The organism is Aminipila luticellarii (assembly GCF_004103735.1).
Taxonomy (GTDB): Bacteria; Bacillota; Clostridia; order Peptostreptococcales; family Anaerovoracaceae; genus Aminipila; species Aminipila luticellarii.
In genome coordinates, this window is the sequence record NZ_CP035281.1 from 1,115,936 (window position 1) to 1,139,803 (window position 23,868).

At 40.7% G+C, this 23,868-nt stretch carries 24 protein-coding genes; 22 read left to right on the forward strand and 2 right to left on the reverse strand.

Annotated elements, in window-relative coordinates; translation table 11 throughout:
* The first annotated feature begins 442 nt into the window (after positions 1 to 442).
* The 4 genes from arcA (at position 443) to EQM06_RS05065 (ending at position 5,046) form a co-directional block, all read left to right on the forward strand.
* Complete coding sequence (arcA, locus tag EQM06_RS05050; protein WP_128745292.1) at positions 443 to 1,678, forward strand: arginine deiminase; 1,236 nt, start codon at positions 443 to 445, stop codon at positions 1,676 to 1,678.
* 45 nt (positions 1,679 to 1,723) lie between these two features.
* Positions 1,724 to 2,728: an ornithine carbamoyltransferase gene (argF, locus tag EQM06_RS05055; protein WP_128745293.1), complete on the forward strand. Its 1,005-nt coding sequence runs from the start codon at positions 1,724 to 1,726 to the stop codon at positions 2,726 to 2,728.
* 24 nt (positions 2,729 to 2,752) lie between these two features.
* Positions 2,753 to 3,706, forward strand: coding sequence for a carbamate kinase (gene arcC, locus EQM06_RS05060; RefSeq protein WP_230975027.1), 954 nt, complete (start codon positions 2,753 to 2,755; stop codon positions 3,704 to 3,706).
* 89 nt (positions 3,707 to 3,795) lie between these two features.
* Positions 3,796 to 5,046 (forward strand): AraC family transcriptional regulator, encoded by a 1,251-nt coding sequence (locus EQM06_RS05065; RefSeq protein ID WP_128745294.1) that lies wholly within the window; start codon positions 3,796 to 3,798, stop codon positions 5,044 to 5,046.
* A 178-nt stretch (positions 5,047 to 5,224) separates the two neighbouring features.
* On the opposite strand, the gene rpsT is transcribed toward EQM06_RS05065, so the two are convergent.
* On the reverse strand, positions 5,225 to 5,488 hold the full coding sequence (gene rpsT / locus EQM06_RS05070; RefSeq protein WP_128745295.1) for a 30S ribosomal protein S20: 264 nt from the start codon (positions 5,486 to 5,488) through the stop codon (positions 5,225 to 5,227).
* Between the two features lie 167 nt (positions 5,489 to 5,655).
* On the opposite strand from rpsT, the gene gpr reads away from it, so the two are divergent.
* The 4 genes from gpr to lepA all read left to right on the forward strand — a co-directional run bounded on the left by gpr (position 5,656) and on the right by lepA (position 9,698).
* Positions 5,656 to 6,543, forward strand: a complete 888-nt coding sequence (gene gpr / locus EQM06_RS05075; RefSeq protein WP_128745296.1) for a GPR endopeptidase — start codon at positions 5,656 to 5,658, stop codon at positions 6,541 to 6,543.
* Positions 6,544 to 6,591: 48 nt separating this feature from the next.
* Positions 6,592 to 7,539, forward strand: coding sequence for a stage II sporulation protein P (gene spoIIP, locus EQM06_RS05080; RefSeq protein ID WP_128745297.1), 948 nt, complete (start codon positions 6,592 to 6,594; stop codon positions 7,537 to 7,539).
* A gap of 53 nt (positions 7,540 to 7,592) precedes the next feature.
* Positions 7,593 to 7,820: a hypothetical protein gene (locus EQM06_RS05085; protein ID WP_164914356.1), complete on the forward strand. Its 228-nt coding sequence runs from the start codon at positions 7,593 to 7,595 to the stop codon at positions 7,818 to 7,820.
* A 66-nt stretch (positions 7,821 to 7,886) separates the two neighbouring features.
* Positions 7,887 to 9,698: a translation elongation factor 4 gene (gene lepA, locus EQM06_RS05090; RefSeq protein WP_128745299.1), complete on the forward strand. Its 1,812-nt coding sequence runs from the start codon at positions 7,887 to 7,889 to the stop codon at positions 9,696 to 9,698.
* 67 nt (positions 9,699 to 9,765) lie between these two features.
* On the opposite strand, the gene EQM06_RS05095 is transcribed toward lepA, so the two are convergent.
* On the reverse strand, positions 9,766 to 9,969 hold the full coding sequence (locus EQM06_RS05095; protein WP_128745300.1) for a hypothetical protein: 204 nt from the start codon (positions 9,967 to 9,969) through the stop codon (positions 9,766 to 9,768).
* Positions 9,970 to 10,117: 148 nt separating this feature from the next.
* On the opposite strand from EQM06_RS05095, the gene hemW reads away from it, so the two are divergent.
* From hemW to grpE, 14 genes are all read left to right on the forward strand, one after another.
* A complete protein-coding gene (hemW, locus tag EQM06_RS05100; protein ID WP_128745301.1) occupies positions 10,118 to 11,302 on the forward strand; it encodes a radical SAM family heme chaperone HemW in 1,185 nt (394 codons plus the stop codon).
* A 91-nt stretch (positions 11,303 to 11,393) separates the two neighbouring features.
* Positions 11,394 to 12,380: a hypothetical protein gene (locus tag EQM06_RS05105; RefSeq protein ID WP_128745302.1), complete on the forward strand. Its 987-nt coding sequence runs from the start codon at positions 11,394 to 11,396 to the stop codon at positions 12,378 to 12,380.
* A gap of 30 nt (positions 12,381 to 12,410) precedes the next feature.
* Positions 12,411 to 12,647, forward strand: a complete 237-nt coding sequence (locus EQM06_RS05110) for a helix-turn-helix domain-containing protein (RefSeq protein ID WP_128745303.1) — start codon at positions 12,411 to 12,413, stop codon at positions 12,645 to 12,647.
* On the forward strand, positions 12,631 to 13,674 hold the full coding sequence (locus EQM06_RS05115) for a hypothetical protein (protein ID WP_128745304.1): 1,044 nt from the start codon (positions 12,631 to 12,633) through the stop codon (positions 13,672 to 13,674). The genes EQM06_RS05110 and EQM06_RS05115 overlap by 17 nt, the downstream gene beginning before the upstream one ends.
* Before the next feature lie 9 nt (positions 13,675 to 13,683).
* Positions 13,684 to 15,177 (forward strand): glycerol kinase GlpK, encoded by a 1,494-nt coding sequence (gene glpK, locus EQM06_RS05120; RefSeq protein ID WP_128745305.1) that lies wholly within the window; start codon positions 13,684 to 13,686, stop codon positions 15,175 to 15,177.
* Between the two features lie 28 nt (positions 15,178 to 15,205).
* Entirely contained in the window at positions 15,206 to 15,868 is a 663-nt protein-coding gene (locus EQM06_RS05125) for a pentapeptide repeat-containing protein (RefSeq protein ID WP_128745306.1), read from the forward strand.
* Positions 15,869 to 15,928: 60 nt separating this feature from the next.
* Positions 15,929 to 16,981 carry an acyltransferase family protein gene (locus EQM06_RS05130; RefSeq protein ID WP_128745307.1) on the forward strand — a complete coding sequence of 351 codons (1,053 nt, stop codon included), beginning with the start codon at positions 15,929 to 15,931 and terminating at the stop codon, positions 16,979 to 16,981.
* A gap of 386 nt (positions 16,982 to 17,367) precedes the next feature.
* Entirely contained in the window at positions 17,368 to 18,558 is a 1,191-nt protein-coding gene (locus tag EQM06_RS05135) for an ABC transporter substrate-binding protein (RefSeq protein ID WP_128745308.1), read from the forward strand.
* An 81-nt stretch (positions 18,559 to 18,639) separates the two neighbouring features.
* The gene (locus EQM06_RS05140; RefSeq protein ID WP_128745309.1) at positions 18,640 to 19,518 is read left to right on the forward strand and encodes a branched-chain amino acid ABC transporter permease; all 879 of its coding nucleotides are present in this window, start codon (positions 18,640 to 18,642) and stop codon (positions 19,516 to 19,518) included.
* A gap of 14 nt (positions 19,519 to 19,532) precedes the next feature.
* Positions 19,533 to 20,444 (forward strand): branched-chain amino acid ABC transporter permease, encoded by a 912-nt coding sequence (locus EQM06_RS05145; RefSeq protein ID WP_128745310.1) that lies wholly within the window; start codon positions 19,533 to 19,535, stop codon positions 20,442 to 20,444.
* Positions 20,441 to 21,331 (forward strand): ABC transporter ATP-binding protein, encoded by an 891-nt coding sequence (locus tag EQM06_RS05150; RefSeq protein WP_128745311.1) that lies wholly within the window; start codon positions 20,441 to 20,443, stop codon positions 21,329 to 21,331. The genes EQM06_RS05145 and EQM06_RS05150 overlap by 4 nt, the downstream gene beginning before the upstream one ends.
* Positions 21,309 to 22,016: an ABC transporter ATP-binding protein gene (locus EQM06_RS05155; RefSeq protein WP_128745312.1), complete on the forward strand. Its 708-nt coding sequence runs from the start codon at positions 21,309 to 21,311 to the stop codon at positions 22,014 to 22,016. Before EQM06_RS05150 ends, EQM06_RS05155 begins: the two co-directional genes overlap by 23 nt.
* Before the next feature lie 220 nt (positions 22,017 to 22,236).
* Positions 22,237 to 23,283: a heat-inducible transcriptional repressor HrcA gene (gene hrcA / locus EQM06_RS05160; RefSeq protein ID WP_128745313.1), complete on the forward strand. Its 1,047-nt coding sequence runs from the start codon at positions 22,237 to 22,239 to the stop codon at positions 23,281 to 23,283.
* A complete protein-coding gene (gene grpE / locus EQM06_RS05165; RefSeq protein WP_128745314.1) occupies positions 23,276 to 23,857 on the forward strand; it encodes a nucleotide exchange factor GrpE in 582 nt (193 codons plus the stop codon). The genes hrcA and grpE overlap by 8 nt, the downstream gene beginning before the upstream one ends.
* Positions 23,858 to 23,868: the final 11 nt, after the last annotated feature.

Below are 23,868 nucleotides of genomic sequence, written 5' to 3' on the forward strand. Positions count from 1 at the left end.
GAAAATAAGAGGAATATTTTTTTTAGACAAGTATATAACTAAAGTATTGCAATGGGTCAGGATTATTTGTATAATTTGATTATAAGATTTAGAAAATTAAGAAAAAGATTCTAAAGGGACAAAAAATTAAAAACATTATGTATATTTTAATATTATGCATTTGGTTATTTAATCATCAAATAAAATTAATATAAGTATAAGTAACAGTTTATCAAAATTCCCAATTATCATTAAAAATATAAATATAAATGGCCATGGAATAAAATAGAAAGGAAAAATACAAAATATTTGAGTTTTATATTCACACATCTGAAATGAATTTTAGGTATGATGAGATTGTGATAGAAAATACATGCGCATGATGGTATTATAATTGGAAGCTTTTTAATGATACATTCTGTTATCGTTGAAAGGTGGTTAAAAGGATTTAGGAGGCTGCTTAATGGTAATTAATGTTAAAAGTGAAATTCGACCATTAAAGAAGGTATTGCTGCATCGTCCCGGTAAAGAGTTAGAAAATCTGACTCCGGATACGCTGGATCGATTATTGTTTGATGATATACCTTTTCTGGAGGTTGCTCAGGCAGAGCATGATGCCTTTGCCCAGATATTAAGAGACAACGGTGTTGAAGTAGTATATTTGGAAGATTTGATGGCAGATGTACTGAATTTAAGCGATGAAATCAGAGATCAATTCCTATATCAATGGATCAAAGAGGCTGGTGTCAGCACAAGGAAGCAAACGGAAAAGATCTATCAGTTCATGCTCCGGCATAATGACAATAAAAAAGAAATGGTGCTGAAATCTATGGAAGGAATCGTATTGAGAGAGCTGGGATGGAAGCCGGCAAATGCCTCAACGGATTCTTTAGTGGATCTGATGAACACACCGGATAAGCTGATTATCGATCCGATGCCAAACCTTTATTTTACAAGAGATCCGTTTGCCTGCATAGGAAACGGTGTAAGCGTGAACCGAATGTATTCCCAGACTAGGAACCGAGAGACGATTTACGGAGAATATATATTTAAATACCATCCTGATTATAAAGATAAAGTTGACATGCTCTACAACCGTTATGAGCAGTATCATGTGGAAGGCGGAGATATTTTAAACTTGAATGATAAAGTCTTGGCTGTCGGTGTTTCACAGAGAACAGAACCAGCGGCAGTTGAAGTGCTCGCTAAAAATATTTTTTCAAATAAGAATGCGGTTATAGATACCATTCTTGCTTTCGACATTCCTGTATCCAGAGCATTCATGCATTTGGATACGGTCTTCACACAGATCGATGTGGATAAATTTACGGTACATCCGGGCATTTTAGGACCATTGGTGGTTTATGAAATTAAGCGCGGCGAAGGCAGTGATGAACTGGCCGTAAAGAAAATAGAAGAAAAATTAGAGACAATTCTTGAAAAATATCTGGGAATTGATAAAATAACTCTTATAAAGTGCGGCGGAGAAGATTTGATTGCTGCTCAAAGAGAGCAGTGGAATGACGGATCCAACACCCTTTGCATTGCTCCTGGTAAAATTGTGACATACCAGAGAAATACGGTAACCAATAAATTGCTGAGAGAGTACAATGTGAATGTGCTGGAAGTTCCAAGTGCTGAATTATCAAGAGGCAGAGGCGGCCCGCGCTGCATGAGCATGCCACTTGTCAGAGAATAGTCAATCTATATTAAGAAAATAAAAAGAAAAAAAGGAGAAAAAAATATGGCAGTGAATCTTAAAGGAAGAAGTTTTTTAACACTAATGGATTTTACCCCGGAAGAAATCAGATACATGCTAGACCTGTCCCACGACTTGAAGGCTAAGAAACGTGCAGGCATTCAAGGGGATGCTTTAAAAGGAAAAAATATTGTACTTCTTTTTGAGAAGACTTCTACGAGAACAAGATGTGCATTTGAAGTGGCTTGTTTAGATGAGGGCGGTCATGTTACGTTCTTAGATTCAAACAGTTCACAGTTTGGTAAGAAAGAATCCGTAGAAGATTCTGCAAAAGTATTTGGCAGATTCTTTGATGGGATTGAATACAGAGGGTACGATCAGGCATTAGTAGAGGATTTGGCTAAATATGCAGGAATTCCGGTATGGAATGGATTAACGGACGTAGATCATCCAACTCAGATTCTGGCTGACCTTTTGACCATTGAGGAACATGTGGCAAAACCGTTAAACAAAGTGAAAGTTGTTTTCTGCGGCGATGTAAGAAACAATATGAGCTATGCGTGGATGTACGGATGCGCCAAAATGGGCATGCATTATGTAGCGTACGGTCCACAGGTTCTGCTTGATGAAATTGACAAGGACATCCTGGCAAGGGTTCATGAAGTGGCGGCAGCAACAGGTGCTAAAATTGAACTTTGCAGCACACCTGAATGCTTAAAGGGAGCAGACGTGCTGTATACAGACGTATGGGCTTCTATGGGAGAAGAAGCACAGATTCCGGAAAAGGTTAAAATGTTGACTCCGTATAAAGTAACAGAAGAAATGATAAAAGAAACAGGAAATGAAGACGTGATCTTCTTGCACTGCTTACCGTCCTTCCACGACTTTGAGACAAAAATGGCAAAAACTCAGAAGGATGCAGGATATGACATCAGAGAAGTAACCGACGAGGTGTTCAGAAGCAAATATTCTAAGGTATTTGATGAAGCTGAAAATCGTATGCATACGATCAAGGCTGTTATGGTTGCTACAATCGGCAGACAGAACTAATATAAGTGCATGAAGGAGAAATATATGGAAAAAAGTTTGGGGAAATTAGTCATAGCTTTAGGCGGAAATGCCCTACAGTCAGGCAATGGTCCGGCAACAGCAGAAGCACAGCTTGAGGTAGTAAAGAAAACCTGCGAGCATATTGCAGAAATAAGCTGCAGAGGATATGAAATAGCTATTGTTCATGGAAATGGACCGCAGGTAGGAAGAATTCTTCAAGCCTATGAAACAGCCAAGGAGGTTACTCCTGTTATGCCGTTTGATGTGTGCGGGGCTATGTCACAGGGATATATCGGGTATCACATCCAGCAGTGCTTAAAATATGCACTGAACTTAAGAAACAAGAATATTCCGGTAGTTGCTCTGGCAACACAGATGATCGTAGACGGAGCAGATCCTGCCTTTCAGAATCCAACGAAGCCGATTGGCCAGTTCTATAACGAACAGGAAGCAAAGAAACAGGAGCAGGAAAAAGGGTATGTGATGAAGGAAGATGCGGGCAGAGGCTTCAGACGAGTAGTTGCTTCTCCTCTTCCTAAAAGGATAGTAGAAATTGATGCAGTCAAAAAGCTGTGGGATTCCACGATCGTGATTACCTGCGGCGGCGGCGGAGTTCCTGTCGTAGAAAAAGATACCGGTATTTTGGAAGGGGTTGCTGCCGTAATCGATAAGGATTTTGCAGCAGAGCTTCTTGCAGAACAGGTGGAAGCGGATTGTCTGATGATCCTGACAGAGGTTGAAAAGGTTGCTATCAACTTTAATAAGCCAAATCAGGAGAATCTGAGCCACATGACATTGGAGGAAGCTTCAAGGCTTGTGGAGGAAGGACAATTTGCCCCTGGAAGCATGCTTCCAAAGGTTCAAGCTGCCATGAAGTTTGTCAGAGCAAATCCATCAAAGAAGGCTATTATTACGTCTCTTGACAAATCTTTAGAAGCACTGGAAGGAAAAACCGGAACAGTTCTTACTTTTGCATAAAAAATTGGTTACAAATATATTTATTGTAAAGTATCCCGTTCTGGCGAAACCGCTGAGCGGGATATTTTCAGTGTTTTGCAGAAAGGAAGATGATGATGCAGGAAATTGCGGAATTTCAATCACAATATTGTTCAAATCTCGATATAAAGAGGATCTGCTCCTTTGATTATGAGTTAATTGATGAAAAGACCCATGCTTTATATCACCAGAGTCCCCGGTTTCTTTATGTGAGAAAGGGCAAGGCAAAATTTATGGTGGATACGGAATTGTATGAGGTTGGCAAAAACTGTTTATTATCCATTCTCCCTTGGGATTGCACGGAAGTCATTGAAGTAGAAGAACCGCTGCAATATGAAATCATCAAGTACAATTATGAGGTGGTAGCCAATATGCTCCACTCCATTGTTGTTGAAAATACAGGCGAAATGCCCATATTGAAAAAATTGGAAGTGACGCCGGTGATCACGTTAAATGATCATGCCAGAAACGAAATTGAAATCATTTTTTCTAAAATTAAAGAAGAGGTCGGAATTGAATCCGTTATGGAAAAAATGGAGCATGAAAGCTATCATGAGATCTTGGTCTGCACCTTGGTCGCACAGATTATCACCATTTTTTGCAGAGAGACAGATGCCAATCGGATGGTGCCAAAGGTACTGGCAGAGCCCGGAGATCCAAGAGCATTAATTTTAAGATATATTTATATGCACTTAAGTGATAAGATGACGTTGGATAAATTATCAAAGCAGTTTTATATGAGCAAGTCCTCCATCAGTAAATACATATTGGAAAAAACAGGATTATCGTTTAATGAGCTGCTCAATGAAATGAGAGTGACGAAGACCATAAATTATTTGCTGTATACAGACTTTACGCTGGAAGAGCTGGCTTCTATCGTAGGGTATGTAGATGCTGCGCATATATCAAAGGTATTTTCTGCCAGAATGGATGATAAGATCGGAAACTATAGGAAAACCTACGGAAAAGTACTGCATGTAGGAAAGATAAGGGAAACAAAGCAGGACTATAAAATTGTTGAATACATTTTAAGAAATTTTTCCGAGGATTTAACCGCACATTCTGTTGCGGATACGTTTAATATATCGCTGATTGAACTAAACAAAGCCTTGCTTTTGCAGGTAGAAAAAAACTTTTATGATTTTTTAAATTTGACAAGAATCAACAAAGCATGTGAATTTCTTATTGAGACGGATATGGAAATTACCGATATTGCCATTGGAGTAGGCTATAATACGGTAAAAACCTTTAGAAGAAACTTTGTTCAGCTGAGGCATATGACGCCCAGTGAGTTTAGGAATAATGTGAGCATGCAGGACTAAAGTAGAATAAACTGGAATAATAAAAAGATTTATAATTATAATAAAAAAGATAATAAAAAAGCACAAATGATGCGATAAGAAAATAAAAACCGCTGGGAGACACATCCAGCGGTTTTTTGATTGTTTTTAAATTCTCAATCTATGGGTTTAACTTACCCATGGTGGGGACGGGTGAGACTTACTGAGCCTTATTGAATCTCTTCGTTAATCTGGAAACCTTTCTTGATGCAGCGTTCTTATGAATAGTATGCTTCGCTGCAGCTTGCATCAGCTTCTTTTCTGCTAAAGTAAGCTTTTCTTTTGCTGTATCCATATCGCCGGAAGCGATAGCAGCGTCAAAATTCTTTAAGATTGCCTTTAAATGTGATTTGATACGTCTGTTTCTTGCAGATTTCTTGTTAATTACTAAGATTCTTTTCTTTGCGGATTTAATATTTGCCATGTTAATTCACCCCACTTTATACTTAATTTGTTCGCTTTCTTATGCCTTATGCGTAAGAAATTGCAAATATTTCGCAACCACCAGTATATATGAATAAAATATAAATTGCAAGGGAAAAATCAATATAGATAGAAAAACTTAGAAAATTGAGGAAAGTGGTGAAAACGGTGAAGTATAGAACGGACTTAGCAATAGAAAATGTTGAGATGTACGATGAAGAAAGAGGACAGACCGGTGACATTGATGGTGTTCAAATGGAAAAAGTTGAATATGATGAAGCCATAAAAGCGACCCGTATTAAAGTATTGGATGCCAGAGGCGAAGCCATCTTGCAAAAACCCGCCGGAAATTATATTACCATAGAGGTGGACGGGCTAATAGACGGGGAAGAAGAGTTAAAGGCTCGTGCTTCCAAGGCTTTGGCAGAAGAGCTTAAACAGCTGATACACTTTCATTACTATTTAAAGGTTCTGGTCATTGGTCTGGGCAATGATAAGGTAACGCCGGATTCTTTAGGCCCTTATACCGTCTCCAAGGTCAGAGTGACCAGACACTGGTTTATTATTTATGAATCAGAAGGGGATGAGGAGCAGGCTTGTGTCAGCGGTTTTATACCGGGAGTAATGGGCTCCACCGGGATGGAAACGGCTGATCTGATAAAAAAGGCAGCTGATCTGGTCAATCCGGAAATCGTTTTAGTGGTGGACTCTCTGGCGGCAAGAAATATAGGACGTATCAGTACGACCATACAGATCAATGATACGGGTATTTCTCCGGGAGCCGGCATGGGAAATCACCGAACTATGCTGAATGAGCAGACTCTGGGTCACCGGGTTATATCCGTGGGAGTTCCCACTGTCATAGATTCCAGTACACTGATCATTGATGCCCTGGAAGGTTATATTAAAAATCCGGTAGAGGTGGAAAACTATATCGAACAAAACGGACAGGATATGATTGTAACCTCCACCGATATTGACCAGGTCATAAAGGATTTTTCGGACATAATTGCAAATGGAATTAATATTACGCTTCATCCCGGCATATATTCATAAGGGCGAGCTTAATAAAAGCCAGAGCTGCGCCTTGAATGGGGGATAAAAATGAAGGGAAAACGATTGCTCACATTGGGTATAGCAGTATTTGTGATGACGACTGTGGTAACTGTACGAAGCATGGAAAAAGGCAACGACGGAGACTTTCAATTGACAGAGGCAGACGTGGGTAAGATGTGCTTATCAGGAGCATTGATGGTAGGAAGCAGAGGAGCGGAAAGGCAGGATACTCCTGAGGAACAGCAGAAAAATGAAACAGAAAACGTACAGGAAGACAGCGGGGCTGCAGACAGTACAGCCGCACAGGAGGTACCGGCGGCTGATGCTCCGGCAGTAGTCGATACTCAAGACCCTGTAAATCCATCACCGCAGACCATAAATATTGACAACAGTAAACCGCTTGTCATTATTTATCACACACATGCGACGGAATCTTATCAACCGGCTTCGGACGGCAATTTCCACGTCCTTCCGGAAGAAGGAACGGTAAGAGAGGTGGGAAACGTATTGACGAAGGCACTGGAAAAGCAGGGAATTCAGGTCGTTCATGACAAAACGATTCACGATAATCCTTCTTATAATCAATCTTACAGCAGATCTTTGGAAACCATTAAGAATCTGCTGGCCAAGTATCCGAATGCGGCAGTGGTCATAGATTTACATAGGGATGCTGCAGGATATTCAGGAGGAGCAGGAAAAACAACTATCGTTAACGGAGAAACTGTTGCAAAATATAATCTGGTGGTCGGCAATGGAAATCCAAATGCCGAAAAGCTGAAAATATTTGCAAATACAGTAAACAAGAAAGCCGAGGAACTGTATCCCGGATATGGCGGAAGAATCATCGAGAAGGCATATAAATTCAATCAATATGTTTCGGATTATCAGCTGCTGCTTGAAATTGGAAACAATGAAAATAACATCAGAGAATCGGATGCATGTGCCAAGTATTTTGCAGATGTGATTGCCGCCGTTATTAAAGAACACAGCAATTAGCAGGAGCATTTATCATGCAGTAAATAGACCCTATGAGACAGGGGTTACAAAAGATGAGAACATTTTTCAGAGGAGCCTTGATCTTCCTTCTTGTTGTTGGGGGAGTTGCCGGTGTGTTGACAGTAGATATGAGAAGCGGTCATATGGCAGGGTATGCTCCGGCTATAGATATGACTTTAAGTGAAGTAAATGTAGAAGAGCCCGGTGACAGCCTTGCACTGGGCTATGAGCTTACTGTGAGAGTGAATAATGAGCGGCTTTTAAATTGGATTAATAATTGAAATTCATGGCAACATCAATTATAATAGTAAGGATATAGAGAGACTTATTATGATTGAGGAGGAAGTATGGACTCATACCAGAAACATATAAGAAATTTTAGCATTATTGCACATATAGATCACGGTAAATCCACTTTAGCCGACAGAATTATTGAGAATACTGGATTAGTGGCGCATAGAGACATGAAGGAACAGTTTTTGGACAACATGGATTTAGAGCGTGAAAGAGGAATTACGATTAAGCTACAGACCACCCGGCTTGTTTATAAGGCCAAGAATGGTGAGGAATATATCTTTAATTTAATCGATACTCCGGGTCATGTGGACTTTACTTATGAGGTTTCAAGGAGTTTGGCTGCCTGCGAAGGAGCCGTGCTGATCGTAGATGCAACCCAAGGAGTGGAAGCTCAGACGCTGGCAAATGTTTATTTGGCTCTGGATGAAAATCTGGAGATCATTCCTACTTTGAATAAGATTGATTTGGCCAGTGCAAGACCGGATGAAGTAAAATTGGAAATCGAGGACATCATCGGTATAGATGCAGAAAATGCACCGCTTGTCTCCGCAAAAGAGGGAATCGGGATTGAAGACTTGCTTGAAGCTATTGTGGCTCAGGTTCCCGCTCCTTCCGGCAGCATAGAAGGAAAGCTCAAGGCGTTGATTTTTGACTCGTATTATGACAACTACAAGGGCGTTGTTATTTACACCCGGGTATTTGACGGCAGAGTGAAAAAAGGCGATATGATCCGCATGATGAATACAAAGAAAAAGTATGAGGTCACGGAGGTCGGCGTATGCTCTCCGGGGCCGGTGGCCTGCAAGGAGCTCAGAGCCGGCGAGGTAGGATATATTTGTGCCAGCATTAAACAGGTGGCTGATGCCAGGGTGGGAGACACCATTACCCTTGATGCGGATCCTACGGAGGAATCGCTGCCCGGATATAAAAAGGTTCAGTCCATGGTCTACTGCGGCATATACCCGGCGGAGGGTGAAAAATATGAAAATGTCAAGGATGCACTGGAGAAACTTCAGGTAAACGATGCCGCATTCAATTTTGAAGCAGAAACTTCGCAGGCTTTGGGATTCGGTTTTCGATGCGGATTTCTGGGACTTCTCCATATGGAGATTATTGTGGAAAGGCTGGAAAGAGAATTTAATCTGGCCGTTATCACTACGTCACCAAGCGTAATTTACAGGGTGGTCTTAAATAATGGTGAGATTCAGATGATTCAGAATCCGTCCAATCTGCCAAAGCTTACGGAGATATCTTATATCGAAGAACCTATTGTCAAGGCAGATATTATGATTCCGAAAGAGTATGTGGGCGCTATCATGGAGCTCTGTCAGGACAGGCGGGGAAAAATGATCCACATGGAATACATTACAGAGACCCGAGTGCAGCTTCACTATGAAATGCCGCTCAATGAAGTCATTTATGATTTTTTTGACGCCTTAAAATCCAAGACCAGAGGATACGGCTCTTTGGATTACGAATTTATCCGGTATGAACGCTCTCAGGTGGTCAAGCTGGACGTGCTGTTAAACAAAGATCTGGTAGATGCTTTTTCTATGATTGTACACGAATCCAAAGCTTATGCAAGAGGAAAGTTTGTTTGTGAAAAGCTGAAAGAAATTATTCCTATGCATCAGTTTGAAGTTCCTATTCAAGCGGCTATCGGGCAGAAGATCATTGCCAGAGAGACGGTGCGGGCTTATCGTAAGGACGTCATTGCAAAGTGCTACGGCGGAGATATTTCCCGTAAGAAAAAGCTGCTTGAAAAGCAGAAAGAGGGAAAGAAGAGGATGAGACAGTTCGGCACGGTGGAAGTCCCACAGGAAGCGTTTACAGCAGTGCTCAAATATGATGACAATAAATAAAGAACCATTGAAAACCAAGACCTTAGAATTAGTTTCTAAGGTCTTACTTTTTCAGTGCTTTTACATCTTATTCCTGATGTTGATCGATCTGATCATTGACAGCTTGCTTTCCCAGAGAAGTCAGCGCTCTGGAGGGTAAATCTCCATAGTCGACTTCCTGATTTCCGTTTTGTATTTTGGCAAGCTCTTTGCCTCGATCCACCAGCGGCTTTGTCATTAAATTACCGATTTCTTTTGATGTTAAATTGCCCAGATCTACTTGATCCTTCATAGTATCACCTCCTCACCTTAGCCTAACCAAATCTTGTGAAGGTATTCTTTAAGGGCTGATATGAAAGAAGGTTTTTAGGATAATAGTTTTCATTCCTCTGTTCTTATGATAAAGTTAAAGACATAAATGTAAAATTTGTGGAGGCATTATGAAAAATCTGGGAATATATATACACATACCCTTTTGTATAAAAAAATGTTTATACTGTGATTTTCTATCTTTTGAAAATACAGCAGGTGGTCTGCACAGAGAATATGTGAATGCTGTCATGAGAGAACTGGACTTTTACAGCAATATTTACGATAACAAATTTATAGTAGATTCGATATTCTTTGGCGGAGGAACACCTTCCTTAATAGATGCCCGTTTGATGAAAGAAATACTTTTATGGATAAAACAAAAGTATCAGGTGGACAAAAAAGCCGAAATAACCATCGAATGCAATCCAAAGACTATTGATGCAGAAAAGCTGAGAATTTACAAGGAGGCCGGAATCAACCGGATCAGTATTGGTGTACAAACTTTAAATGATATGGAACTTATCTCTCTGGGGAGGGTGCATCGGTCGGAAGATGCCAAAGAAACATATGCCTTAGCAAGACAAGCCGGGTTTGACAATATAAATATGGACTTAATGTTTGCCATACCAAGCCATACTTGTGCCGTATGGCAGGAGACTTTAAAACAGGCGGTCTGTTTAAATCCGGAACATATTTCATTTTACAGCCTGCAGCTCGAAGAAAAAACCAAGTATTTTGAGATGTTTGAAAAGGGTGAGCTGGAACTGGTATCAGATGATGTAGACAGAGAAATGTATCACTTCGCATCAAAATTCTTAAAAAAGTCTGGATATCACCATTATGAAATTTCAAATTGTGCAAAACCCGGCTTTGAATGCAGGCATAATCTGAAATATTGGTCGATGGCCGACTATCTGGGGATTGGTCTTGGAGCTCACTCTTATGTGAACGGAGAGCGGTTCAGCAATGTCCGTGATTTAGCCAAGTATATCGGAATACTTGGATCGGGAGACGTGACTATACCGGCGAAGGAGGAAAAGGCTAGGCCAAAATGGGTTGAATGGCGGCATATCAACGCGGAATGGGACGATATAGTAGACTTTATCATAACGGGAATGAGAAGAGAGGAAGGGATAGGCTTAAGGGAATTTGAGAGAAGGTTTGGAAAGAAACTGTTTGAAGTCTATCCGGAGCAGGAAGGGTTGATAAGGGAATATGTTGAAAAAGGAATGCTCCTTTTGGATGAGAACCGAATGCGTTTTACCATAAAAGGAGTGGATGTGTCCAATACCATACTGGCAGAGTTTGTGTGAGATTAAATTATTGACAAACGATAATTTATAGCATATGATAAAAGAGAAATTATCGCAAAACAATAATTATAAAAATAAAGGGGTAGTGGGTATGGAGACAAAGAAATTTGATTTATTCGTATGTTTTGCAGCTTTTGGTTCTGCTTTATTGTCGGTAGGGTTGTATTTGGGAGGAAAAATATCAGCCGTATACAGCTTCCTTTATATGCCTGCGGAGGCCGTGTCTAATTTGGTCAGATGGCTTTCCTTTCGTTCAGCAGCAGGCAATATGGCTGCCTGGCTGCTATATGCAGGAATATGTCTGATTCCCGCAGGCTTTGTAATTGTAAAAAGATTGAGAAAAGGTCAGTGTACGCCAGATAATAAAAAAAGTAAAACAGAACGGACAGACTATATCCTTCTGATGCTGTCTGCTTATTTATTTTTCATGCTGTATTGTTTTATCAACCCCGGCATTCTATCTGTTTTTATACCCGATGGGATTGGTACGGAGTGGATAGATGCCTTACCGATTCTTAAAATTATTTTAGCTAATATGGCGTATTCCCTGGGAATCGGTTATGCTGTCCTGAAATTTGCCGCAGACTTTCAGAGTATAGATATATGGAGAAAGACCGAACATCTTTTGATTTTTTGTACGATCCTATATGTGGCGATGACTTGTTTCATCCTGCCTTTAAACTTGTTTCAGGAATATGAAAATGTCTCTTCAGCCGGAGGCCAAGCAGCCGTTCTCTTTCAATTCTTTTTAAAACTTTTACCTACAGCCTGTCTGGTAGGAATCATGCAATCCGGAGTTCTGTTGATCCATTCGCTGAAAGAAAATAAATATGAACGGGGAGCCGCTGAAATAGCCATGCTCATGGCATCCAGAAGCCGAAAGACCGTTGTCGTATCCGTTCTATGCAATATTGCTCAGAATGTGACTCAGTTTATCTTATGGCGGGGAACGAACCATGTGAATATTTTACTGAATATACCGTTCCTGCCTTTGATTTTGGCTTTTGCAGGGCTGTTACTGGCCGAATATATGAAGGAAAGTTCATCTCTTTATGATGATAATCAGATGATTATATAAATATAAAAATGGATAAGAGCGGAGGAGAAAATGGCGATAGAGGTTCATTTAGATGAGATACTGAAAAAAAAGAATATGACCTCCAAGGAACTTTGCGGATTAGTATCCATAACGGAAGCAAATCTTTCTGTGTTAAGAAGTGGCAAAGCGAAAGGGGTACGGTTCAATACGATCAACAAAATCTGCTTTTATTTGCAGTGTGATGTGGGAGATTTATTAAAATTTGATGGAGAATTGGGGGAAGAAGAAAATGAGCAGGGCATATAGAAAGTGGGGATTATTTGCTTTTATCTCGTTTGTAACGTTGATAGGCTTAAGCGGCTGTGGTCTGGCGAACCCCGCATTACAGGATTTGAAAAACGGAGATAAATTGATAGGAATATTTGTTGCGTTTGAAGAGGATTTAAAAGACTACGAAATGCAGAACGGAGACACCTTATATTATCAGGAGAAAAAGCTTGTGAGGGCAGACAAAAGTGTTGAAAAACTTACAGATGAAGAAATACAGGGATTTAACAATGGTTTTATTGTGGAGGGAAAAAGGCAGGAGAATGACTGTTATACCTTTGATAATATAGATGGGTATTACATGGGGTATACAGAAAGAAATTTTGAAGAGGACGGAGAAAATTATTCCGGTATGGATAGTCACTTTTCTGATGGAATATATGATACCCATATCGATTCAGAGGCAAAGGGATCTGAAGGAGATGACCGTATAGGAGAAGAAATTCATTCTTTACAGGGGACCATTGGAATCAGTTCCAAGAAAGAGGGGGAATTAGCAATCAATAATGTGTATGAAAGAGCTGACGGCAGCGTTTATACGAAGATTCCCGCTTCCAATGTCCTTATAGTAAATCCTGATTCCGGCGGCGGTGTACAGACCATGTCCGTTTCGGAAAGCTATGCTGCAAATTTGACGGGTACAGGCCTGTCAAGTAAAGAGAAAAAGAAAACCAGCCGTTTTTCCATCTCTATAGAACAAGTAAATGAGTTAAAAAGTGCCGTGATCAGAGAGATGGATAACGATCACGGATTGATTAAAATAGTAAACGTAGATTTGACCAAGAAAGATCAACGGCTGCAGTTGGATGGAAAAACGGAATATGTTATAGTTGAAGAACACTTTTTGGATAGAAGCGGAAAACCGTACAGTAAAAGAACGGCTTACGATTGTGCTCAGATTGGTGAAGCAGACGCATCCGGAAATGAAACAGTTGGCGCACACACTTTCTATCGGACTAAAAGAAATGGTAGAATAGCGTTAGTAGATGTAAATTTTGTGAGGTAGAGGTAGAGTATGAACAAATATATAATGGCGCTTGATCAAGGAACCACCAGTTCAAGATGTATTTTATATAATAAGAAAGGTGAAATGGTAAGTCTGGCTCAAAAAGAATTTAAACAGATTTATCCAAAGGCCGGATGGGTGGAACACGATCCGATGGAAATCTGGTCCACCCAGATTGGAGTTGCACAGGAGGCATTATATAAGATCGATGCCACCTATGAAAATATTGAGGCGATTGGTATCACCAACCAAAGGGAAACTACGGTGGTGTGGGATAAACATACCGGACTGCCTATTTATAATGCCATCGTATGGCAGTGCAGGCGTACCGCCGAATATTGCGATCAGTTGAAAAAAAGAGGACTTTCAGAACAATTCAAAGAAAAGACAGGATTGCTGATAGACGCTTATTTTTCAGGAACAAAAATCCGCTGGATTTTGGAGAATGTAAAAGGAGCCAGAGAAAAAGCAGAAAAAGGTGAGCTGCTGTTTGGGACCATTGAAACGTGGCTAATCTGGAAGCTTTCTATGGGAAGAATTCATGTGACAGATTATTCCAACGCCTCCAGAACAATGCTTTTCAATATTCATACGCTAAAGTGGGATGAGGAAATTTTGAAGGAGCTGAATATTCCTAAAAGTATGCTGCCTGAGCCAAGGCCCTCCAGCGGCGTTTACGGTACGACAGACCCTGTGATTTTCGGAGGTCCCGTCAAAATAGCGGGAGCAGCGGGGGATCAGCAGGCGGCTCTGTTTGGGCAGACCTGCTTCCAAGAAGGAGAAGTGAAGAACACTTACGGAACGGGTTGTTTTTTGCTCATGAATACGGGAGAAAAGCCGGTTCAATCTCAAAATGGACTGCTTACGACTATTGCCTGGGGACTTGACGGAAAAATCACTTACGCACTGGAAGGTTCTATATTTGTGGCAGGAGCTGCTGTTCAATGGCTTAGAGATGAATTGGAGATTCTCCATTCCTCTCCGGATTCCGAGGAGATGGCTCTGTCTGTAGAAGACTCCAATGGAGTCTATGTAGTACCGGCTTTTGTGGGGATGGGGGCTCCATATTGGAATCCGTATGCCCGAGGTACGATTTTTGGTCTGACCCGCGGTGCCAATAAAAATCATCTGGTTCGGGCAACCTTGGAATCTTTGGCGTATCAAACGACTGATCTGCTCCATGCTATGGAGGAAGATTCGGGCATCAAGCTGGCTGTGCTAAAGGTGGATGGAGGTGCCAGTGCCAATAATTTTCTGATGCAGATTCAGGCGGGTTTATTGAATACTGCGGTTCAAAGACCCAAATGTATTGAAACCACTTCTTTAGGGGCGGCATATTTAGCCGGATTGGCTACAGGCTACTGGAAGGATAAAGAAGATGTTATTGAAAATTGGCAGATTGACAGAACATTTCAACCGGATTTATCTCCGGAGAAACGACAGCGGATGCTGAAAGGCTGGGAGAAGGCTGTAAAGTGTGCATTGTCTTGGGCCGAGGAGTAAAAACAAGGGAGTAGGGAGTATAGTATACATGAAAAAATTGGAGATAGAGAACAACATCGGAGATTTCGTAGTCATAGATAATATAAGGGATTTTATGGTCTTAATGGACGATTTAAAAAATGAAGGCGGAGATATAGAAGAAAGGTATATCACAGCCTTAACGGAAGAAAATACGGATTTGTCTGCTGTGTCCGGATCAGAGCTTATTTTTGAAAACTGCGTATTCACCAGAGCGGTATTTCAAAAATCATACTTTAAAAATTGTCTTTTTAAAAACTGCGATTTCTCAAATTGTGATTTTAACAGCAGTACTTTCCATCATTGCAGGTTCCAAAATGTAAAAGGCGTAGGAACTGATTTTTCAGAAAGTGTATTTAAAAATACAGAAATAAAGGAATGCCTGTTCCGTTATGCGGTATTCACTTCCTCTCTTTTGGATGACTGTGATATAGAAGAAAGCGATATGACGGAGGCTTACCTGGACGATTGCAAAATAAAAAAGCTGGTTTTAGCTGATGTTAATTTAATAAGAGCAAACTTTTATAAAACAGCATTAAAGGGGTTAGACTTAAGGACTTGCCAAATAGACGGGCTCCTCTTGTCTGCGGAAGCAAAAGAGCTAAAGGGAGCCGTAGTGGAATTGCTTCAAGCAGCAGAGTTAGCGAAAATACTAGGCATTATTATAAAATAAATGGTATAATGAACACTACATATCATATCAAGAGACAAAATAATAGAGGAAGGAATTTTTATGGAAAATAATATATCAAAGGAAGCTCCCAAAGTATTAACACCCAAGCAGAGAAGCTTTATATTTGATAATCTCAGGGGTTTGGCCATTTGGTGCATACCGATTTCGCATTTTACCAGAGTAGGCGGTGAGTTTGTACACGGTTCTCTGGGCGGCATTGTTTATATAACGATTAATGTATTTGTTATGCAGCTGTTTATGTTTTTATCCGGCTTTTTTTCAAAAAAGGTGGATCGGGCGAGGGAAACAGCTTTTAAGACGTTTATGCTGCCCTATTTGTTATTTACGTTAGTTTTTTACATATTTCGATATTTTTATTTTGGTCATGCCAATTTAGACTTCTTAAAGCCTCCTTTTGCTTTATGGTTTTTATTTGCCGTATTTTTTTATCGATTTTATTTAAAAGATCTGGTAAAGATCAAGCATTTGCTTGCCATAAGCATTGGAATCTATTTAATTACAGGGCTTTTGCCTGTAGATACGGATTATTTTGCACTAGGCAGGACCATTTCCTATTTTCCATTTTTTCTAATGGGATATTACTGTACAAGCGAGCGGTTAAAAAAAGTACAATGCCTGAAAAAATGGCAGTGCATTCCACTGCTGGCAGTGCTGCTTGGCATATCTTATGGACTTGCTTACTATGTTAAAGTGCCGGTTGCTTTTTATTTATTAAAAACTACAGCGGCGGATATTGGTATTGCCTGGTACACAGATATAATCATGCGGGCGGTCGTACTCCTGCTTGCAGTTCTATGGACTATTTTGCTATTAAATTTGATGCCGAACAAAAAGAATTATCTAGCGTATGTTGGGATGAATACTATGCCTATATATATGTTCCATTTGTTTGTAAGATATATTGTAAAAGAAAATGGATTCCCGTTCATAAACTGGACAGCCTATTATTTGTGGATATTTGGTGCAGCTTCTTTATGCGTTATCATCTTCTCCAGTCCGCCTATTGCTAAGGCTTATGATGCGGTATTGGATAAGCTGTATGACGGATGGCTTATCCTTAAGAAAAAAATGGTGTATGAAGAGGCCGAATAAATGAAATAAGACCGGAATAGATAAGGGGAACTTTTAAAAGAGACTGATTTTTTTGAAACAGTTTCTTTTTTTAGTTGTTTATATTGGAGGAAGTGGTGAAGCCACTTTTTTGTTGTCTATAATGAATGTGACAACCATATACTTTTAATGTGTACATATATTTTTTTAACAAATTTGCTCATTAAGGGGAAATAAATAAGACAAAGTTGAAGATGAGACAAAAAATTCAGTTAATTCTAAAAATTTATAATATTTTTTTGAAGCTTCTTGAAGCATTTTGAATCAATTTCATATAATTATCACAAATCAAGAACGAAAATGGTTTATAAAATAAGCTTTTATTCGGTCAATTTGTATTTATATTGTGTGTTTAGGAGGTAAAAAGAATGAAGAGAAAATGGACTCTATTTGTGAGCATCCTCATGGTGCTCCTGCTTGCGGCTACCGGTTGCGGAAGCACCAACGGAGCCAGCGGTGACGCAACAAAGGATCCCATTAAGATTGGTTGGATTGGTTCCCTGACAGGAGATCAGGCCCCTTGGGGAAAGTGTGAAAGCCAGACGGTTCAGATGCTGATCGATGAAACCAATGCAAACGGCGGAGTATTAGGCCGTCAGCTGGAATTAGTCGCTCTCGATACGAAGGGGGATGCCAATGAAGCAGTGAATGCAGTAAAACGATTGGTATCTCAGGATAAGGTCTGTGCTATCTTAGGACCAAATGCTTCCGCACAGGCACTGGCAATTACCGGTGTACTGGAGTCTGCGGGAGTATCCGATATTGCAACAGTTGCTACAAATCCTAAGATTACCGTGAAGGATGACGGATCTGTAAATAAATACAATTTCCGTGTATGCTTTACCGATCCCTATCAAGGTTCTGTGGCTGCCGGATACGCAGCAGATGTTTTAAAATATAAGAATGCAGCTATTCTGTATGACGTAGCGAGCGATTACTCTCAGGGCTTTATGCAGTATTTCATTGAAACGTTCGAGGCAAAGGGCGGAACGATCGTTGCGAAAGAAGCCTTTAAGGCAGGCGATACAGATTTCAGACCGCAGTTAACGAAGATAAAAAAAGCAAATCCGGATGTTATTCTGATGCCTTATTATTATAAAGAAGTAGCATTAAGTGCAAATCAGGCAAGAGATCTGGGTATAACCGCCACCTTGATGGGCGGAGACGGATGGCCGTCAGATACATTATTTGAGATGGCAGGAAAATCGTTGGAGGGAAGCTATGTTGTAAACCATTTTGACTATAATGACCCGGAAGTAAAACCTCTTACAGAAGCCTACATAGCCAAATACGGCACGACTCCGGAAATAAATTGCTACATGGTACACGACGCATATAAGGTATTATTAGCAGCTATAGAAAAGGCAGGAAGTGCAGACCCTCAGGCTATAACCGATGCACTTACTCAGGTACAGGTCAAGGGTGTTACGGGAACTATAAAGCTTGGCGAAAAAACCCATAACCCAGAAGGAAAAGAAGCTGCTATTCAGAAGATCCAGCTGAACCCTGAGACAGGTGAGTATGAGTATGCATTTATGCAGAAGTATGGTGCAAATTAGTATTTTGTCGTAGGACTTCAACCAAATAAGGCAGTTCCTGAAACTGCCTTATTTTAATAAACATGTTAGGAGGGTTTGCAGTTGAGTGTATTTTTACAACAGTTGATAAACGGTCTGTCTATCGGAAGCATTTATGCACTGATGGCAGTAGGATATTCATTAGTATATAGTATTTTAAATTTTTCCAATTTTGCTCACGGCGGAGTTATTATGTTAGGAGCATATATTGGGTTATATGCATTGCACTTATTACCTATGTCTTTTTTAGGAGCACTGATCATAGCCGCCTTAGGAGCAGGGCTGATAGCTGTAGTTCTGGAAAAGGTGGCTTACAGCCCCCTGCGAAAAAGAAATGCACCATCCCTGTATTTTATCATTTCAGCTATGGGAGCCTCTATATTCTTGGAAAATTTAGTGATAGCTACTATAGGACCAACCTTTAAGACCTATCCCGAAATTTTCAATCCTGTGCCGTTTACCTTTGGCAGTATTTCGGTCAGTCGAATTGATGTTTTGATGTTTGTCATCGCAGCAATCAGCCTGGCCATTTTAGTATTTATTATTGAAAAAACAAAGGTGGGTCTGGCCATCCGAGCTTGTTCTTATAGTTCAAGAGGAAGTAATTTAATGGGGGTAAATGTAAACCGAATCATCTTTGTCATTTTCTTGCTGGGAGGTATGCTGGCCGGTGTAGCAGGGATGTTGTTCGGGATGAAGTATACGGTATATCCGCAAATAGGTGTCATTACCAACAAGTCCTTTATCGCTGCGGTATTCGGCGGATTGGGAAGTCTGCCCGGAGCTGTAGTGGGAAGCTTGCTTTTGGGGTTGATTGAAACCTTGAGCTCTGCCTACATCGCATCTCAATATAGGGATTTAATTGCATTTACATTACTTATTGTTGTATTGGTAATCCGACCTAGCGGTATCATGGGAAAGATTACTGAAGATAAGGCGTAAAGGAGGTACTTTCTATGTTCAGTTGGTTTTACATCGAAGGTATCCTGATTCTGGTAGGTATCAATTTGATGGTCGTTTTGGGCTTGTCTCTGCTTACAGGCTTCACCGGCTTGTTTTCGTTTGGACATGCGGGATTTATGGCTATAGGGGCATATGTTTCAGCTATTTGCACGATGAATTTTGGTATTCCCTTTTACGCCGCCATACTGATCGGCGGCATTGCGGCAATGCTCGCTTCTCTTTTTATCGGGTATTTTACGCTGAACTTAAAGGGGGATTATTTTTGTATTGCAACGCTCGGGTTTGGGGAAGCTGTACGTTTAATATTTGATAACCTGCAATATGTAGGCGGCGCCAGAGGTTTGCCGGGAATTCCTTTAGACACTACTTTGACCAATGTAATTGTAATTAATATTATAGGCATATCCGCTATGGCCTTTTTCATTAAATCAAGACACGGAAGAAATATGATTGCTGTAAGAGAAGAGGAATTGGCTTCTCAGGCGATCGGAATCAATGTGTTCAGCTATAAGATGACTTCTCTGGCTATTTCTGCACTTTATGCAGGAATCGGAGGGGCACTATGGGCACATTATCTGGGCTTTATACAGCCTCTTATGTTCCAGCTGACTAAATCCACAGAGATGACCATTATGGTCATTTTCGGGGGCTTAGGAAGCATCACCGGAAGTGTAGTAGGCGCATTTATTCTGACATTCCTGCCGGAACTTCTCAGAGAGTTCGCTCAATGGAGACTGGTCGTATATGGAGCTGCGGTTATCATCATTATGATCACCAGACCGCAGGGGATGCTTGGCGGTATAGAATTCAGCCTCAAGGGCATTGCTCGCTTCTTTGGCAGACTTGGTCATAAAAAGGAAGAAGGGACGGTCAATGCAGCAGAAAAGGGAGGTGCAGAGGGATGACAGACGTTTTGACTATGAAAAATGTAACAAAGCGGTTTGGAGGCCTGACGGCAGTAGGAGATGTCAGTTTTGCCATAAAGGAAGGTGAAATCTTTGGTCTGATCGGACCGAATGGAGCGGGAAAAACCACCATTTTTAATTTGATTACAGCGGTATATACCTTGAGTGAGGGAGAAATTTTATTTTACGGGGATCCGATCGCAGGAGCCGATCCCTATGGAAAAGGCTTTGCAAATGGGGTAAAAAGACGCTTTAGCTGGAAGCCCCTGAAACCTTATGAAATTGCAGAGAGAGGTATTACCAGAACCTTTCAAAACATTCGGCTTTTTAAGAAGCTCAGTGTTTTTGAAAATGTACTGACTGCCTGTCACCGTTCAGGAAGCTACGGTCTTTTTCAATCCATTCTTCCAAGGAGAATACCCTTTACGAAGATCATACTGCCTTGGGCAGGCTCCTTTTGCAAACAAGAGGACATATTGAATCAAAAGACGTCCGAGCTGCTTAAACTGATGGGACTTTGGGAAGTGCGGGATATGGTGGCGGCAAATCTGCCCTATGGCATGCAAAGAAAGCTGGAAATAGCCAGAGCGTTAGCTTTAGATCCCAAGCTTTTACTGCTGGATGAACCGGCGGCCGGTATGAACCCGGAAGAAACGATTCAGCTGATGGAGTTGATCAGGCAGATTCGCGATGATTTTAATCTGACCGTTCTTATTATAGAGCATCACATGGATTTGATCATGGGACTTTGTGATAAAATTTTTGTATTGAATTTTGGGAAAGCATTGGCGGAAGGTACTCCCGATGAGATACAGGACGATAAACGGGTAATCGAAGCTTATCTGGGGAAGGAGGAAGATATCCATGTTGAAGGTAAACAATCTTAATGTACACTATGGCGGTATTCATGCCCTCCGAGGGGTATCCATCGATGTACAGCAGGGAGAAATCGTTACCATTATTGGTTCAAATGGCGCAGGCAAATCCTCCTTATTAAATGCTATAAGCGGTATGGTGAAATATCAGGGAGATGTGCTCTATGAAGAGCGGCCGCTTCCGAAGCAAGCTCATAAGGTTGTTAAATCGGGAGTTTGTCAAGTACCTGAAGGACGTATCATATTTGCGAACCTTACGGTACATGAAAATTTAAAAATGGGCGCATATCTTAGAAATGACACCAAAGGCATCAACGAAGATTTTGAAAAGGTGTATAATCTTTTTCCCAGATTAAAGGAAAGAGAAAAGCAGATTGCCGGTACGCTGTCGGGAGGAGAGCAGCAGATGCTTGCCATGGGCAGAGGGCTTATGTCCAATCCCAATTTAATCATGCTGGATGAACCCTCTTTAGGGTTAGCCCCGCTTTTAATCAATACCATATTTGAGATTATAGTAGAAATCAAACAAATGGGGAAAACACTTCTGCTTGTGGAACAAAATGCGTTTAAAGCGCTTTCTGTAGCGGACAAAGCTTATGTGCTGGAGCAGGGAGTCATCACAGCTTCCGGAAGTGCAAAAGAGCTTTTGGCGGATTCGACCATACAGGAAGCATACTTAGGTAAAAAAAATAAGTAAAAGAAAACGACGAATTACGAAATGTAAAAGCCGGCCTGTCAAACACCTTATTTGGCAGGTCCGGCTTTTATATTGCCCATTTTTGTCAACTATTTTGTCCGGATGCAAAAAATTATATGTTTTTTTGCAAGAAGTGTTGACATTAATACCTAAGAGTGTTAAATTAAAACTAGATTTAGCACTCAGGTGATGCGAGTGCTAACAAGAAAGGGTGAGAAAAATGGATTTAAACGAAAGGAAATTGAGAATACTGCAAGCCCTCATCGGTGATTTTATCAGAACAGGTGAGCCGGTTGGATCCAGAACTCTTTCTAAAAAGTATGCGTTAGGCGTAAGTCCGGCTACGATTCGTAATGAAATGTCGGATTTGGAGGATATGGGATTTTTAACACATCCTCATACTTCGGCAGGCAGAGTTCCTTCAGACAAAGCCTACAGACTGTATGTCAATGAACTGATGAGAAAAAAGGAACTGACGATAGAGGAAAAACAGGTAATATCGGAAAAGCTGCACAGCGATATATCGGAGTTTGAAAAAACCATTCAGCACGCAGCCAGCCTACTATCTGAAATCACCAATTTAACTTCTTTTGCTATGACACCCGAAGCAGATGAAGATCTGCTCAGATTCATTAATATTCTTCCGGTCGATCAAAGTACTGTAGTGCTGATGATTGTAGCAGAAAGCGGTAAGGTTTCCAATACAGCATTGAAGCTTAAGGTGCCGTACACGAGAGAGAATATTGAACTGCTGTCCAAATCTATGACGTACAACTTCAAAGGCAAGACCATCAGCGAGGCACTGACGGTGGATATTATAAAGTCCTTTGAAACGGATTTAGAGGCGATGGGGATGCTGGCACAGAATATTATGCCGAACTTCATGAAGACTTTAGAGAAGATGTTGAACGTAAATTTGTACATGGATGGATTGACCAATATCTTTTCCATACCGGAATACAATGATATAGATAGGGCTAAGATGTTTCTGGAACTATTAGATAAAAAAGAGGATTTTACCAAGAAGCTCATAAAAAGAGAAAATGGTGTGATTATTACTATAGGGAATGAAAACGCAGATGACATGATGCAGAATTGCAGTTTGATTACAGCGACTTATCACATAGATGGGAAGCTTGTGGGCAAGATAGGTGTAATCGGACCGACGAGAATGAAATACGACGAGGTAACTTCCGTTATCGAGTATGTAACTGAAAATTTGAACAATACTTTTAAACTGATAGGAGGTAACGAGGACGATGAGTAAAGAGCAGAAGGCTGTGGAAAAAGAGATCGCAGCAGATGATCTGGAAACCAAGGAAACTGAGGGTACGGAAGCGGCGGAGTCTACAGAAGAAGGGGCAAAAACAGAAGGGCAAGAGGCACAGCCTGAGAATGCCGGGGAAGAAAAGTCACCAGAGGCTGTGACAGAGGAAGAAGCCAATCAAAAGTATCTGAGGCTTATGGCGGATTTTCAGAATTATAAGAGAAGAACAGAGAAAGACAAAAGTGACATTTATGCATATGCAAACGAGAAACTCGTTTCAGAATTGCTTGATGTAATAGATAACTTCGAAAGAGCTCTTGCACACGGTGAGGGTGACGAAGGCTTTGTTCAGGGAATGAACAATATATTTAAGATTTTCAAGGGGGTATTGGAAAAAAGCGGGTTAGAAGAAATAGAAGCAATGGGAATCGAGTTCGATCCGAACTTTCATAACGCGGTGATGACTGAGGAAAGCAGCGAATATGAAAGCGGACATATTACTCAGGTTTTACAAAAAGGATATAAATTAAACGGTAAAGTAATACGACCAAGTATGGTAAAGGTCGCAAATTAGGAGGTAACATA